This window comes from Mesorhizobium sp. M1227 (assembly GCF_040318315.1).
Taxonomy (GTDB): domain Bacteria; phylum Pseudomonadota; class Alphaproteobacteria; order Rhizobiales; family Rhizobiaceae; genus Mesorhizobium.
In genome coordinates this window covers 46173-61455 of the sequence record NZ_JAMYLZ010000007.1, presented here as the reverse complement: position 1 = coordinate 61455, position 15283 = coordinate 46173, and the positions used below count along the sequence as shown (strand labels likewise).

The 15283-nt window shown below is 63.1% G+C and carries 13 protein-coding genes and 2 pseudogenes; 7 read left to right on the top strand and 8 right to left on the bottom strand.

Annotation, left to right across the window (positions count from 1 at the left end):
* Nucleotides 1-14: 14 nt before the first annotated feature.
* Nucleotides 15-299, bottom strand: a complete 285-nt coding sequence (locus tag NKH28_RS11945) for an SCP2 sterol-binding domain-containing protein (RefSeq protein WP_352612856.1) — start codon at nucleotides 297-299, stop codon at nucleotides 15-17.
* 202 nt (nucleotides 300-501) lie between these two features.
* Here NKH28_RS11945 and NKH28_RS11940 point away from each other — a divergent pair.
* Nucleotides 502-702: pseudogene (locus NKH28_RS11940) on the top strand (chloride channel protein); the annotation flags it as partial.
* A 256-nt stretch (nucleotides 703-958) separates the two neighbouring features.
* Here the strand turns inward: NKH28_RS11940 and NKH28_RS11935 are convergent.
* Nucleotides 959-1231 (bottom strand): annotated as a pseudogene (locus tag NKH28_RS11935) (nucleoside recognition domain-containing protein); the annotation flags it as partial.
* A 655-nt stretch (nucleotides 1232-1886) separates the two neighbouring features.
* Here NKH28_RS11935 and NKH28_RS11930 point away from each other — a divergent pair.
* Nucleotides 1887-2339: an Lrp/AsnC family transcriptional regulator gene (locus NKH28_RS11930; RefSeq protein WP_352818097.1), complete on the top strand. Its 453-nt coding sequence runs from the start codon at nucleotides 1887-1889 to the stop codon at nucleotides 2337-2339.
* An 85-nt stretch (nucleotides 2340-2424) separates the two neighbouring features.
* On the opposite strand, the gene NKH28_RS11925 is transcribed toward NKH28_RS11930, so the two are convergent.
* The 6 genes from NKH28_RS11925 to NKH28_RS11900 form a co-directional block, all read right to left on the bottom strand.
* Complete coding sequence (locus NKH28_RS11925; RefSeq protein WP_023675441.1) at nucleotides 2425-2670, bottom strand: MoaD/ThiS family protein; 246 nt, start codon at nucleotides 2668-2670, stop codon at nucleotides 2425-2427.
* Entirely contained in the window at nucleotides 2670-4934 is a 2265-nt protein-coding gene (locus NKH28_RS11920; RefSeq protein ID WP_352539485.1) for a xanthine dehydrogenase family protein molybdopterin-binding subunit, read from the bottom strand. Before NKH28_RS11920 ends, NKH28_RS11925 begins: the two co-directional genes overlap by 1 nt.
* A gap of 2 nt (nucleotides 4935-4936) precedes the next feature.
* Nucleotides 4937-5413, bottom strand: coding sequence for a (2Fe-2S)-binding protein (locus NKH28_RS11915; RefSeq protein ID WP_352682550.1), 477 nt, complete (start codon nucleotides 5411-5413; stop codon nucleotides 4937-4939).
* Nucleotides 5413-6273, bottom strand: coding sequence for an FAD binding domain-containing protein (locus NKH28_RS11910; RefSeq protein ID WP_352682552.1), 861 nt, complete (start codon nucleotides 6271-6273; stop codon nucleotides 5413-5415). The genes NKH28_RS11915 and NKH28_RS11910 overlap by 1 nt, the downstream gene beginning before the upstream one ends.
* A 137-nt stretch (nucleotides 6274-6410) precedes the next feature.
* Nucleotides 6411-8054 carry an MFS transporter gene (locus NKH28_RS11905; protein WP_352968932.1) on the bottom strand — a complete coding sequence of 548 codons (1644 nt, stop codon included), beginning with the start codon at nucleotides 8052-8054 and terminating at the stop codon, nucleotides 6411-6413.
* A gap of 237 nt (nucleotides 8055-8291) precedes the next feature.
* Nucleotides 8292-9323 carry a histone deacetylase family protein gene (locus NKH28_RS11900; RefSeq protein ID WP_352918220.1) on the bottom strand — a complete coding sequence of 344 codons (1032 nt, stop codon included), beginning with the start codon at nucleotides 9321-9323 and terminating at the stop codon, nucleotides 8292-8294.
* 141 nt (nucleotides 9324-9464) lie between these two features.
* Here NKH28_RS11900 and NKH28_RS11895 point away from each other — a divergent pair, with 141 nt between their 5' ends.
* The 5 genes from NKH28_RS11895 (at nucleotide 9465) to NKH28_RS11875 (ending at nucleotide 15137) form a co-directional block, all read left to right on the top strand.
* On the top strand, nucleotides 9465-11132 hold the full coding sequence (locus NKH28_RS11895) for an amidohydrolase (protein WP_352469564.1): 1668 nt from the start codon (nucleotides 9465-9467) through the stop codon (nucleotides 11130-11132).
* A 139-nt stretch (nucleotides 11133-11271) separates the two neighbouring features.
* A complete protein-coding gene (locus NKH28_RS11890; protein ID WP_352767160.1) occupies nucleotides 11272-12366 on the top strand; it encodes an ABC transporter ATP-binding protein in 1095 nt (364 codons plus the stop codon).
* Nucleotides 12366-13286, top strand: a complete 921-nt coding sequence (locus NKH28_RS11885) for an ABC transporter permease (protein ID WP_352978976.1) — start codon at nucleotides 12366-12368, stop codon at nucleotides 13284-13286. Before NKH28_RS11890 ends, NKH28_RS11885 begins: the two co-directional genes overlap by 1 nt.
* Nucleotides 13279-14079: an ABC transporter permease gene (locus tag NKH28_RS11880; RefSeq protein WP_352469567.1), complete on the top strand. Its 801-nt coding sequence runs from the start codon at nucleotides 13279-13281 to the stop codon at nucleotides 14077-14079. The genes NKH28_RS11885 and NKH28_RS11880 overlap by 8 nt, the downstream gene beginning before the upstream one ends.
* A 23-nt stretch (nucleotides 14080-14102) precedes the next feature.
* Nucleotides 14103-15137 carry an ABC transporter substrate-binding protein gene (locus NKH28_RS11875; protein ID WP_352978974.1) on the top strand — a complete coding sequence of 345 codons (1035 nt, stop codon included), beginning with the start codon at nucleotides 14103-14105 and terminating at the stop codon, nucleotides 15135-15137.
* Nucleotides 15138-15283: the final 146 nt, after the last annotated feature.

Below are 15283 nucleotides of genomic sequence, written 5' to 3'. Positions count from 1 at the left end.
TTCACCTCAAGCGATCAGCCGATCAGCTGGTTGAGCGCCATGGCGACGCTCATGTCGCCTTCGACCTTTATCTTGCCGGACATGAAGGCCATGGTCGGGTTGAGGTCGCCTGATATCAGCGAGTCCAGATCGTCGAGCGACAGCTTTATGGTGCAATCGGCCGGCGCATCGGTGGTCGAGACGTCGGCGCCGTCGATGACGATGACGCCGTCGCTGCCGGTGTCGAATTTCACCGAGCGATCGAACCCGGCACTCGCCACGCGCGACCTGATGTTGTCGGCAATCTCCTGAACGCTCATGGCGGTTCTCCTCGTCTGCTTGCGTTTGTCGCGCGCCGGCGCTTCGACCTGGCCGAAGCCGCTTGCCTGATTTTACAGCGACGGCCGCCGGCGCATATAGCTTCGGGTTGACGTTTACGTCAACGCAGTTCCCCGAGGTGAAGATGGGCTTTATCGCCGCAGCATCACGCGGGCATGGTTGCCGGTGCTGTCCTTCGCCAAATTCAGGGATGCGGTGCTGGTGCCGAGCATGAACGTGCAATCGGCGGCCGAGACCTTCCAGCGCGCCGGCGCCGAGGAATTGGCGGTGGTCGAGGCTTTCACCGACCGCGAGGTGGTCGGTCTGCTGACGGAAGGCCACCTGATGCGGCGCTATGCCGAAGAACTCGACAAGGCGCGGCGCGATCTGTCGGGCGAGGGGTAGCCGCGTCCTGTCCCGATAGCGATGCGACACACATGTCGGCTGCTGCGTAAGGAGGGCACGTCAACGGCCCGCTAATCGCCGGCTCCGAAATCCGATTGCGCCGACTGTCTCCTTCCTTGTGGAAGAGTGTCTTGAAGAAAAGAGCGTCGGGAACCGCCTTGATTACTTTTGCGATCACGGCGGTCGCGAGCACGGCAAACGCCAGGCGACCGAGAAGCACGCTCGTGACATCGGCGCCAAGTGTGACAACGACCAACGTATCCTCAATGAGGCTATGGGCAAAACCCATGAACACGCAGGCAAGGAATATCTGACGCGGCTCCGCGCTAGGCGTGCGCGCCTCGCGGATCAGCAGTCCTGCGCCATAGGAAATCCCGAGAAACAGGCCAACAGCGGCGAAAGGTACCGTCTGCTTTTCGATGCCGGCGAGCCGAAAGAGCGGTGCAAGCCCTCTGTTCATCCACTCCAAAATGCCCGACATCTTGAGAAGCTCGATCACCCAGCTCAGCGCAAGCAGAACAACGAGCATGATGCCCAGGGTTTTGAGCGTACCCAGGAGAAAGCCGCCCCAGTCGGTGCTTTCATTCGTCGGCATCCACGCCGGCTTCACCGATCCTGACAGCCATCCGGTTACGGCGAATATCTGATGCAGAAGGACAGCAAAGACCAAACCCCCGCCAATACGAAGCGCCGCGGTGACCAGGAAGCTCGGCCCGGCCCTCTGAATGATCCGTTGCTCGATCGGAATGGCATGTGCAAACAGCAAGAGAGCCGAAAGAACCGTCATGTCGGCAGTGCTGAGCGCCGAAACCGGAACCAAGGTGAATACGATCACAAGCGCGCCCCAGATCCCGACCAGCAATCCCGTCAGCCAGGCAAAGGCGAGTTCAGGTGGCAACCCCACCTGCAACATGAGCGGGGAGAAGAACGGAGAAATCGCCTGGATGACGCCAAGGTCCTGCAGCAGCCGCGTGGCAATCGCAATCGGAACGATCACGCGAACCAGTTCCCAATAGATTTCAAGCGTCTCCAATGTCTTGCGATAGAAGGCGGCGCAAATTGCCATCATGCTGCTCCATCATCCCTGGAGCCATCTGAGTAGCGTGAGACGCTTCGCATTTGTGGTCAAAGTTTGCGATTCCGTGCAATAAAATTGCAACGCACCGACGCTGAGCGCGACCGACATGGACAAGATCGACAGAAGGCTTCTCAACCTGCTCCAGGATGATGCCTCACGAACTAACGCCAAATTGGCGGGGTTAGTCGGGCTTTCCCCTTCGAGCTGCCTGCGCCGCATACGACGACTGAAGAAAAGCGGTGTCATCAGCCGCGTTGTCGCGCTTCTCGCACCGGCAAAGGCTGGCCGGGGCTTGAAGGCGATCGTCACCGTCGAACTGGAGCGTCATGGTGAGCAGTATATGCGGGACTTTCTCGAGTTGGCCGCCCAGGAACCGGCCGTCACTCAGGCCCACAGTGTAAGCGGCGAAACCGACGCCGTCCTCATGCTCCGCCTGACGGATATGGAAGAGTTCGATGCGCTGTGCGAGCGACTGTTCCGAGACCGAAGCAACGTCGCGCGGTACCACACGATGTTCGTGATCCGAACGGCCAAAGAAGTGACCGCAATTCCACTGTAGATGTTAGGTTGCGATAGACTTGCTAGGCCGCGAATTCACAAACGAGCATTGGCCGCACGGAGCGCGGCTTGAGCTCGAGCCCAACTCACCCCCCGGCAAGGCGCGGCAGCAGGAATATCTCCGCCCCTTCCGGCAGTTCCTTCGACCAGGTGTCGCGATAGATCGTCCCGTCGATGGCGACGGCGATGCCGCGATCGATGTATGGCTCGAGGCCGGGATACTGTTCAGCCAGTTTCCTGAACAGCTCCCGAATATCCTTCGCCTCGATTTCGACCTTGCTCTTGCCTCCGGCGATCGCGCCGAGCGACCCCCAGAGCGTTACTTCGACCATCAGCCTCCCCGTTCCGCCTCGATCGCCGCCAGGATGCGCGGCGGCGACATCGGGATATGGGTCATGCGCACGCCCGCGGCGTTCGACACCGCATTGGCGATCGCCGCCAGCGGCGGCACGATCGAGGTCTCGCCGACGCCGCGTACCCCGTAGGGATGGTTGGGATTGGGGATCTCGAGGATCTGCGTGTCGATCATCGGCAGGTCCGAGCAGACCGGGATCCGGTAATCGAGGAAGCCAGGGTTCTGCAGCCGCCCGTCCTTGCCGTAGATATACTCCTCGTTGAGCGCCCAGCCGATGCCTTGTGCGGCACCGCCCTGGTATTGCCCCTCGACATAGGTCGGATGCACCGCCTTGCCGGCGTCCTGAACGACGGTATAGCGCAGCACCCTGGTGGAGCCGGTCTCGGGATCGACCTCGATATCGCAGATATGGGTGGCGAAGGAGACGCCGGCGCCGTCGGCGACGAGCTCGCTATGGCCTGCAATCGGTCCCCCCGTCTTCCCTGACGCGGCTGCGATCTCCTTCAGCGACAATGCTGCAAGGTTGCCGTATTTCTCGCCCTTGGCAATCGCGTGGCCCTTTTCCCAGACCACGTCGTCGACGGGAATGTCCCACATCTGTGCGGCGCGTTCCCGCAACACCTTGATGGCGTTGCGGGCGGCCGAGATCGTCGCCATGGAGGAGGAGAAGGTGCCGCGGCTGCCGTCCGTCATGTCGTTGTAGCCGAGGCTGGAGGTATCGGCGACCACCGCCTTGACCTGCTCATAGGGGATGCCGAGCTCCTCCGCCGCGACCAGCGACAGCGACGCGCGGGAACCACCCACATCGACCGTGCCGACGGCAAGCGAGACCGAGCCGTCCATGCCGATGTTGAGGTCGGTGCAGGTCTGGCCACCGAAATTGAACCAGAAGCCGCAGGCCATGCCGCGGCCCTGGTTCTTGCCGAGCGGCGCCTTCATGTGCGGATGGTTCTTCACCGCCTCCAGCGTCGGCCCGATGCCGATCGGGCCGTATACCGGTCCATAGGACGATCTGGTGCCTTCCTGCGCCGCGTTCCTGATCCGGAACTCGACGGGGTCCATGCCGATCTCCTTGGCCAGCTCGTCGACCGCACTTTCCACCGCAAACGCCGCCATCGGAGCCGACGGCGCGCGATAGGCCGCGGTCTTGGGCCGGTTGACCAGCACTTCGTAGCCGACCGTCCTGACGTTCTCGAGCTTGTAGCAGGCAAAGGCCGTCATGGCGCCGATCTCGGCCCACGTGCCGGCATAGGGGCCGCAGCTATAGCGCAGCGTCGCCTCGGCCGCCGTGATGGTGCCGTCCTTGCGGGCGCCGATCCGAACGTCGATCGAGGTGGCGCTGGTCGGGCCGGAGGCGCGGAACACCTCGTCGCGCGTCATGACCAGCTTGACCGGCCGCCCGGCCTTGCGTGACAGCGCCAGTGCCACCGGCTCGGCCCAGACATGGGTCTTGCCGCCGAAACCGCCGCCGATCTCCGAGGAGGTGACGCGCAGCTTCGAGGCTTCCATGCCAAGCAGTTGGGCGCAGTGTTGGCGGTAGACAAAATGGCCTTGCGTACAGACCCACAGGTCGGCGGTGCCGTCGGAGCTGACATTGGCCACGCAGGCATGCGGCTCGATATAACCCTGGTGCGTCTGCTCGGTCTTGAAGGAGCGTTCGACAACGAAGTCGGCCTGGCCGAAACCTACATGGATGTCGCCATGGCCGTACTGGGTGCGCTTGGTGACATTGGAAGGCTTGAGGGGCTTTTGCTCGAGGCCCTCGGTGAAGATGGCGTCGTTGACCAGAGGTGCGGAGTGCTTCATCGCCTCGTCGACGTCGGTGACATGCGGCAGCACCTCGTAGTCGACCTCGATCAGCTTCAGTGCCTGCCTCGCCGTGCGGGCATCGACCGCAGCCACCGCGGCCACGGCATGGCCGTCATAGAGCGCTTTCTTGCGCGCCATGCAGTTGTCGAGGATGTCGTACATGGCGGCATCGCCGTCGGTGAGGTCGGGCAGGTCGGCCGCGGTGATCACGGCCTTGACGCCGGCGAGCTTCTCCGCCTTCGACGTGTCGATCTTCCTGATCGTGGCATGCGCATGGGGGCTTCTGAGAACGCGCCCGACCAGTTGCCCGGCCATGTTGAAGTCGGCGCCATAACGTGCGCGGCCCGTCACCTTGTCGACGCCGTCGGGACGGATGGGACGCGTGCCGACAGAGGTGAAATTGCGTCCGGAGTAACGCGGATCGAAATTCATCGTCATGCTCCCTTCATCACGCAGGCCGCGTCCTGAACGGCACGCACGATCTTGTCATAGCCGGTGCAGCGGCAGAGGTTCCCGGCGAGGCCGAAGCGGATCTCCTCCTCGGTCGGATCGGGGTTCTTGGCCAAAAGGTCCTTCGCCGCTATCAAAAAGCCCGGCGTGCAGACGCCGCATTGAAGTGCGGCGTGCTCCAGGAATTTCTGCTGCAGCGGATGCAGCCTGTCGCCATGCGCCATGCCCTCGATGGTTTCGACGTGCCGGCCCTCGGCTTCCGCGCCGAGCACCAGGCACGAGCACACCAGCCGATCGTCGAGGATGATGCTGCAGGCCCCGCAGTCGCCGGTGCCGCAGCCTTCCTTGGCGCCCGTCAGCCCCAGGCGATCGCGCAGGACATCAAGCAGCGTCTCGTCCGGCTGGCAAAGGAACTCGACATTGTCGCCGTTGATTGTCGTTGATACTGCCACACCAGCCATCATTTGCCTCCTGCGCGTGCATAGGCGGTCGTGGCGGCCCGCTTGGCCAGCACACCCGCGACTTTCCGTCTGAATTCGATGGTGCCGCGCTTGTCGTCGATCGGGCGGCAGGCACCCGAGCAGACCTTGGCGAGCCTCTCCAGCGTGGCTTCGTCCAGCTTGGAGCCGATGAGAACCTCGGCGGCCTCCTCGACCAGAATTACCGTCGGCGCCACGGCGCCCAACGCCAGACGGGCGGATTTGACGCGACCCTGCTCATCGAGCGTCAAGTTCACGCCGGCGCTTACCACCGCTATGTCCATCTCCGTGCGCGGAATGAAACGCAGATAGGCATCGCCCGAACGCGGCAGACGGCTGTCGAGCAGGATTGCCTCGATGATCTCGCCCTTGGCCAGCGACGTCTTGCCCGGCCCAGTCGGCACCGCTTGCACGGCAATCGTGCGCCTGGTTCCCGGGCCGACGATCACAGCCTTGGCGCCAGCGGCCACCAGCGCCGGCACGCTGTCGGCGGCCGGCGAGGCGTTGCACAGATTGCCGACGATGGTGCAGCGTCCCTGCACCTGCTTCGAGCCGATCAGCTTGGCCGCTTCGACGACGCCGGGCCATGCCTTCTGCAGGGCCGTGTTCTCGCCCAGCACGGCGCAGGGGACCGCCGCGCCGATGCTGAAGCCCTCGGCTGTTTCCCTGATCTCGCCAAGCCCGTCGATCGCCTTGATGTCGACGATCAGGTCGGGTTCGATAAAGCCGCCTTTCATTCGCACCAAGAGGTCGCTGCCTCCGGCGAGGATGGCGGCCGTGCCGGCTGAACCGGCCAACAGGCCGGCGGCGTCTTCAATTGAAAGCGGACGTATGTAACGCATCGTCTCCCCTTAGTGGTCATAGTCACACCAACTGATATAACCGTCTCTCCACAATGGCCATCCTGTTCGTGCATTCGCGGATTGGGCCAGGCGCCGCAATTTCATTTTGCTCGTCCAACTGGACGCACCGCCAGCCGCTAATGCTCGATCGGACCCTTCGGCATGACCAGCGCGGTGCCGGCTGTCGTCGGGCGCTCGATCATGCGGCGGACGCGCGGTGGCTCGTTGCCGCTGTGCAGCGCCCTTATGCGCTCGCCGATGACGGCGTCGGCGTAGGTGGCGCGCCGATTGTGGCGGATATATTCGACCCAGGTCGGCGTGTGGTAGTGCTCGATCCATATCGAGGGATTTTCGAGATCGCGCGCCAAGGTCCAGTTGCGGGCGCCATCACGGCGGCGGATGCGGCCGCGCTCGGCCATGGTGGCGAGGAATTCCGGTACGTCCTCGTTGCGGATGACATATTCGATCATGATGGCGATGGGACCGCTGCGCGGCTTGAGATCAAGCGCCAGATGCGGCTCCTGAAAACGGTTGAGCGGATCGAGGTTGAGCACGGCCTGCTGCGGCAGCGGCAGCAGCAGGCCGATGGCGCCTCCCGCCAGCATGGCGACGCTGGCCGCCATCAGGGCGACTTCGGCGCCATGCGCGTCGGCAACGACACCCCAGACCCAGCTGCCGAGCGCGATGCCGCCGAAGGTCGCGGTCTGGTAGACCGAAAGCACGCGGCCGACCACCCAGCGCGGCGTCGACATCTGCACGGTGACGTTGAAGTGCGACAGCGCGGTCACCCAGCAGGCGCCGCCGAGCAGCAGACCGAGCGACGTCTGCCAGGCATGATTGCTGACGGCGGCGTTGAAGGCGCAGACGGCGAAGCCGGCGAATGCCATGCGCACCATGGTTTCGCTGGACAGCAGCTGCCGCAGCCTGACGCTGGTCAGCGCGCCGCCGACGGCGCCGATGCCGAAGGCGCCGAGCATGATGCCGTAGCTCAAGGCATCGCCCTTGACGACGTCGCGCGCGACCAGCGGCAGCAGCGCCAGGACCGCGCCGGCGCTGAAGCCGAAAGCCGAGCTCCTGACCAGCACCTTGCCGATATTGGGCGACATGGCGACGTAGCGCAGGCCGGCGCCCATTGCGGCGCCCAGCGTCTCGCGCGGCAAGGCGGAGGCCGGCAGTTCCGGCTTCCAGCGGGCCAGCACGACGATGAGGCCGACATAGCTCAGCGTGTTGACGGCGAAGGCCGCGGCAGCGCCTGCCGCGGCAACGATGATGCCGCCGATCGCCGGGCCGACGCTGCGCGTCAGGTTGAAGCCCATCGAGTTGAGCGCGATCGCCGCCGGCACCTTGGTGCGAGGCACCATGTCGCCGACCGAAGCCTGCCAGGACGGACTGTTGAGCGCGGTGCCGCTGTCGATCAGGAAGGTGAAGGCGAGCAGCGTCCACGGCGTCATCAGGTCGAGATAGGTGAAGACGGTCAGGAGAGCCGAGACGACGAGCATGAAGATCTGCGCGATCAGCATGATCTTGCGCCGGTTGAAGCTGTCGGCGATAGCGCCGGCCAGCAGCGCGAAGAGCATGATCGGCAAGGTGGTCGAGGCCTGGACCAATGCAACCTGGTAGGACGAGGTGGCGATCGTCGTCATCATCCAGGCGGCGCCAACGCCCTGGATCAGGCCGCCGAAATTGGAGACGAGGCTGGCGGACCACACCGCCCGGAAGATGCCGTGCCGGAACGGCGCCAGCGCCGAGGCGCTTTCGCTTTCCGGTGTGTCGTCGTTCATAAATGCTTTCCCGGGCTCAAATGCGTTTGTTCTTCCGATCAATAGGCCCTGCAAGCCGTGGGTTCAAAAAATAGAACATCATTTCGCAAAGGGCGAACGCATTTTGGAAAAACATCATGGTCCAACAACAAGATAGCGGGCGGGTCAGCGCGTGCCGCCGCAGGCTGAACGATCGGTCAGGCAGGCGGTACCGCTTGCCGAGCGCTGCCATCTGATTGGCAGGCACCGGCGGCACTTCTAGCGGTCCTCGAAGCCGGTCAGCACGCCGACGGCGTTGATGCCGATCTCCTCGACGGCGTAGCCGCCTTCCATGACGAACAGCGTCGGCAGGCCGAGCCTGGCGATGCGGCGGCCGATCCTGGGGTAGTCGGAGGTCTTCAGCTTGAACTGGCTGATCGGGTCCTTCTCGAAGGTGTCGACGCCGAGTGAAACCACGACGACGTCAGGAGCATAAGCCGAAAGCCTCGTGCAAGCGTCCTCGAGTGAGGCGTTCCACACGTCCCAGCCGGTGCCGAAGGGCATCGGGTAATTGTCGTTGAAGCCTTCGCCGTCGCCCTCGCCGCGTTCGTCGGCATGGCCGAGGAAGAAGGGATATTCCGTCATCGGATCGCCATGCAGGTTCAGCACCTGAACGTCACCGCGGCGATAGAAGATCTCCTGGGTGCCGTTGCCGTGGTGATAATCGATGTCGAGGATCGAAACGCGCCCGGCGCCATGGTCGCGGAACCATTGCGCGGCGACGGCGGCGTTGTTGATGAAGCAATAGCCGCCCATGAAGGCCGCCCCCGCATGGTGCCCTGGCGGGCGGCACAGCGCGAAGGCGGAAGGCTCACCGGCCTTGACCAGCGCGGCGGCGGTCAACGCGACGTCATAGGACGACTTGATCGCATCCCATGTGCCTTTGACGAACGTTGCCCCACCGTCGAAGGAGTAGAAGCCGAGCAGCGCATCGATGCCTTTCGGGCGCACGTCGCCGCGCAGGCCGCGCGTCGGCCAGGTGAAGGGAATGGCCGAACCGCTGCGGCCCGATGCTTCCCAGAGCGGCCACACGGTCGGCAGGAAATCGATATAGTCGCTGGCATGCACCTTCCTGGCGGCGGCGAGGTCGTGGCTTTCCGGCGGCAGGATCGGACCGAGCTTCTCGCTCTCCACCCGCGCCCTGATGAACTCGGCGCGCGACGGCTTTTCAAAGGCCGGCACGATGGCGCCGGCGATCAATTCGACATTGCCGGAATGGCCGGCATGGAAAGGCGACAAAACAGTCTTCATGAAATTGTTCCGTGGTGAGACGCGGCGACCCTAACCGTCCTGCACTGCCTTTCACAAGGCGCTGGGCCAACCAGCCATGGCTTGCTGGCCCGGCAGCCGGTCGTCTAGCCTGCCGGCAGCGCAACCGACCTGCGGGTAATCATGAGTTCAAATGCCGACCTGATCGTCACCAATGCCCGTGTGCTGACCATGGACGAAGGCAATCCGACAGCCGAAGCGGTGGCGATAAAGGACGGCAACATCCTGGCGGTTGGCGATCGCCGGACGATCGAGACGCTGAAAGGGCCGGCCACGAAGATTATCGATGCGCAAGGCGGTTCGGTGGTGCCGGGCTTCATCGAAGCGCATATGCACCTTTTCGGCGGCGCCGCCGAACTGGACAATCTGCACCTTCAGGGCGTGCATGGCTTCGATGCGCTGAGCGACGCGATCCGCGCCTACGCTGCGGCACGGCCGAACGCCAAATTGCTGCTTGGGGCCGGCGTCGACTACACTATCCTTTCCAAGGAAGAGCCGGTCACCCGCCATCATCTCGACCGCATCATCGCCGACCGGCCGTTCGCGATGTCGGCTTCCGATCACCACACGATGTGGGCCAACACCAAGGCGCTGAAGCTGGCTGGCATCCTGCACGGCAAGCAACTCGGCCCCGGCAACGAGATCGTCATGGGCGCCGACGGCCTCGCGGCGGGCGAATTGCGCGAGGGAGAGGCGTTCGGGCCGATCCTCGAGCTTTCCGGGCAGAACCGCGTGCGGCTCGGCCTTGCGACAGGCGGCGAGCCCGAGCCGTACCCTTCCGCAGCCGAAGTCGCGGCCGATCGCGACCTGATGCATCGCGGGCTGGAATGGTGCGCCCGCCACGGCATCACCTCGATCCAGAACATGGACGGCAATCTCTACCAGCTCGAACTGCTTGCCGGTTTGGAGCAGGAAGGGCGGCTGCTCTGCCGCACCAAGATACCTTTTCATTTCAAGAACTTCATGACGCTCGACAAGCTGGAAAAGGCATCGAGCATGGCCAACTCCTATCGATCGGAATGGCTGTCGTCCGGCATGGTCAAGATGTTTTACGACGGCGTGCTTGAAGGCTGGACTGCGGTCATGGTCGACGACTATGCCGACCGGCCGGGCTGGCGCGGTGAGCCGCTGTTCACGCCAGAGCATTTCGCCGAGGTGGCAGTGGAGGCCGACCGGCGCGGCCTGCAGATCGCCGTGCATTCGATAGGCGACGGCGCTGTGCGCGCGGTCCTCGACGGTTACGAGGCGGCGCGGCGGAAGAACGGCAGGCGCGACAGCCGGCACCGGGTCGAGCACATCGAGGTCACCACTGCCGCCGACGTGCCGCGCTTTGCCGAACTCGGCGTCATCGCCTCGATGCAGCCGCCGCACCCGCCCGGCGCCATGGACTTCCCGCTGGAGCCGACGCTCTCGCGCATCGGCCGCGAAAGATGGCCGCTCAGCTATGCCTGGCGGACGCTGAAGCAGGCGGGCGCGCATGTCGTTTTCGCTTCCGACTGGCCGGTGTCGCGGGTCGACCCGATCCTGGGCATTCAGGCGGCGGTGCTGCGCAAACCTTGGGCAGAGGGCGATCCCGACCAGAGCTTCTCGCTGCTGGAAGCGCTTGCGGGCTATACGGTCGAAGGCGCCTATGCCGAATTCATGGAACACCGTAAGGGCCGGCTGAAACCAGGCTATCTGGCCGATCTGGTGGTGCTGTCGGCCGATATCGAGGCAACTGAACCGGCTTCCTTGCACAAGGTGCGTCCGGTCAGCACCATCTGCGGCGGCAAGATCACTTACCGGGGTTGATGATGGCGCTGACTATGGCATGGGGCTTGCGTTCTGAACCGAGATCCAGATGCATGGTTGCCAAGCCGACCGGCATATGCTGACAATCGAATGGGAACTGGATCCGCCATCAAGAGCGGACATGAAAATGGGGTAATGCGTGCCGGATCAACCGGGTAAGAGTGCAATCGAGGTCCGCAGCGTCCGCAAGGTGTTCGGTACCGGGGACGCACAAGTCGCCGCTCTCGACACGGTTTCGGTGTCGATCCGCGAGAACGAGTTCTTCACGCTGCTGGGGCCGTCGGGCTGCGGAAAGACGACGCTGCTCAGGCTGATCGCCGGCTTCGATTTTCCCAGCGAAGGCGAAATCCTGCTGCACGGCCACGACATCGCGCCGCTGCCGCCGTTCAAGCGGCCGGTCAACACCGTCTTCCAGTCCTATGCGCTGTTCCCGCACATGACAGTGGCCGAGAATATCGGCTTTGGGCTGGAGATGCTGGGCAAGCCGAAGACCGAAATCAAGGCGCGCGTCGCCGAGATGCTGAAGTTGGTCAAGATGGAGGCGCTGAGTGCCCGCCGCACCAGCCAGATCTCCGGCGGCCAGCAGCAGCGCGTCGCACTGGCCCGCGCGCTGGCGCCGCAGCCGAAAGTGCTGTTGCTCGACGAGCCGCTGTCGGCACTCGACTACAAGCTGCGCAAGGAAATGCAGATCGAACTGAAACGGCTGCAGCACCAGACCGGCATCACCTTCATCTTCGTCACCCATGACCAGGAAGAAGCGCTGACCATGTCCGACCGCATCGCCGTGATGTCGGCCGGCAAGATCCTGCAGGTCGGCACGCCCTGGGACATCTATGACAAGCCGGCCGAGCGCTTCGTCGCCGACTTCATCGGCGAAACCAATTTCCTGACCGCGGCCATCACCGGCATCGGCAACGGCAAGGCGCGCGCGACACTAAAATCCGGCGCGACGATCGACGCGACGGTGGCTGAGGGCTTCCAGCCGAAGGAGAATGCGACGCTGGTGGTCAGGCCGGAACACGCCAAGCTGACCGGCGGCAAGGGCGATCTTTCCGGGACCGTCGAAAACATCGTCTATTTCGGCACCGACACGCATATTCATGTCCAACTGGACAGCGGCGAAGCCTTCACCGTGCGCCAGCAGAACACGCGCAGCGCAGGCTGCGGTTTCGAGCGGGGCGACAAGGTCGGCGTCTCGATCGGCAACGACGCCGCGCAAGTGCTGAGGGATTGATGGCGAGCGCGGAAGAAGTCGCCAAGACGGCCGAACGGCGCGACATCCGCGACCGCTGGCTGCTGTCGGCGCCGGCCCTGCTGATCATCTTCCTTGCAGCAACCGGTCCCTTGCTGATCGTGCTGGTTTATTCGTTTTTGACGCCCGGCCCTTATGGCGACGTGAAGTGGCAATTCTCGCCCGAGGCCTGGACATCGGTGTTCATGGAACGCGACATCTTCGACGACACGCTTTCCATTGCTGCCGCCCATGTCACTATCTTCTGGCGCTCGATCAAGCTTGCCATCGTGACCACGATCGCTACTTTGGCGCTTGGTTTTCCTACTGCCTATTTCATGGCGACGCGCAGCGAGAAGACGCGCGATCTCTGGCTGTTCCTGATCACCATACCGTTCTGGACCAACTTGCTGATCCGCACCTTCGCCGTGCTGCAGATCATCCGCAACGAGGGGTTGATCAACACGGTGCTGCTCAAGCTCGGCATCATTTCGGCGCCGATCCAGATATTGTTCACCGATACGGCGATCCTGATCGGCATGGCCTATGTCTATCTGCCGCTGATGGTGCTGCCGATCTACGCCAGCATGGAAAAACTCGATTTCCGGCTGGTCGAAGCCGGCTACGATCTTTATGCGACACGCTTCCAGGTGCTCAGGCGTATCATTTTCCCGCTGGTCAAGCCGGGCGTCATCGCCGGCTCCATCCTGGTGTTCATTCCGGCGCTCGGCGCCTATGTCACACCGGTCCTATTGGGCGGCGGTAAGACCATGATGCTTTCCAACCTGATCGAGCTGCAGTTCGGGCAAGGCCGCAACTGGCCGCTCGGCTCGGCGCTGTCGATCGCCGTCATGGTCATCGTCATGGTGGCGCTGCTCGCCTATGTGCGTAACACAGGCCGGTCGGAGATGCGTCATGGCTAGCAGCTTCGCAATCAAGCATCAGCCGGGATTCACCGCGATCGCCGCGACCTGCTTCGTCGTGCTCTATCTGCCCATCGTCGTGCTGGTCGTCTATGCCTTCAACGCCGCGACCTCGACGTCGGAATGGGGCGGCTTCTCGCTCAAATGGTTCCAGTCGGCGTGGCAGAACACGCAAGTCATCGACGCCACCGTGCGCTCCTTCCAGATCGGCGCCATCGCGGCGATCCTGGCCACGATCTTCGCCACCATGGCGGCGCTCGCCACCACGCGCACGCCGCCCTATCCCGGCCTGACCTTCAAATATGCCGCCATCAACCAACCTCTGATGGTGCCGGAGATCGTCACCGGCGTGGCGCTGCTGATCTTTTTCTCGCGCATCAAGATATTCACCGGCTATTCCGGGCTCGGCTACCTGATCGCGGCGCATACGGCCTTTTGCATTCCGTTCGCCTACCTGCCGATCCGGGCGCGGCTGGAGAACATGGACCTGACGCTGGAACGGGCCGCCGCCGATCTCTATGCGACGCCGTGGAAGACGTTCCGCCGCATCACCTTGCCGCTGCTTTGGCCCGGCATTCTGGCCGGATTGATGCTGGCCTTCGTTATCTCGCTCGACGATGTCGTCATCACCGAGTTCGTGAAATCGGGCGGCCAGGACACGCTGCCGACCTACATGCTTGGCCAGATACGTCGAGGGATAACGCCGGAGATCAACGCGATATCGACCGTGTTCCTGCTCTTGTCGGTCGCCATCGTGACGTTGTTTTTCTTCATCAGCAGGAAACGGGACTAGACATGAAAATGGGAGCTAAAACCATGAACTGGAAGACATCGGCGACCGCCATCGGGCTGGCGCTGCTCGCCTCGACGAGCGGCGCTTTCGCGGACGGCGTTTTGAACATCTACAATTGGGGTAATTACACCAGCCCCGACGTGATCAAGAAGTTCGAGCAGAAATACAACATCAAGGTGACCATCACCGATTACGATTCGAACGATACGGCGCTGGCCAAGGTTCGCCAGGGCGGCACCGGCTTCGACATCGCGGTGCCTTCGCAAACCTTCGTGCCGATCTGGATCAAGGAAGGCCTCGTTCAGGAGACCGATCCCGGCAAGATGGAGAACTTCAAGAACGTGGCGCCGGAATGGGCCAATCCCGATTTCGATCCCGGCCGCAAATATTCCGTGCCATGGGCCTGGGGCACGGTGGGCATCGTGGTGAACACCGATGTCTACAAGGGGCCGTCGGACAGTTGGGGCATCATCTTCAACACGCCCGACGAACTGAAGGGCAAGGTCAACGTCGTGCCGGAAATGAACGACGTCATGTTCGCGGCGACCAAATATGTCGGCGCCGCGCAATGCGCCAGCGACAAGGAAACGCTGAAGAAGGTGCGTGACACGCTGGTTGCTGCCAAGCCGAACTGGATCGCAATGGAATACAATACCATCGAGAAAATGGGCGCCGGCGATTTCAAGGCGACCAGCGACTGGAACGGCTCAGCCCTGCGCCAGCGGCTGGCGAACCCCAAGATCCACTATTTCTATCCCAAGGAAGGTTTTGGCCTCTGGAGCGACAATGTCATGGTCCTGAAGGAAGCCAAGAATGTCGAGAACGCCAAGCTGTTCCAGAACTTCATCATGGATCCGGAAAATGCCGCCGGCCTATCCGCCTTCCACCGCTACGCCAACGGCATTGCCGGTTCCGACAAGTACATGCCGGCCGATATGAAGGATGCGCCGGAAGTCATCATCCCGGAAGACGTCAAGGCGCATGGCGAGCTGCAAAAATTGTGTTCCGAGGACGTGCAGGCAATCTACAGCAAGATCTGGACCGAACTGCAGAAGTGACCGCATCGTGATGGACCCGGCGGCAGGCGCCGGCCGGGTCCGTTTTGTCCGCATTTTTTTAACGTCGCCTATCGGTGGCGACACTGAAAGCCGTGCACGCCATCGCCGCGGCGCTCGCCTAGAACGCCAAAGACCCGGAAGGAAGC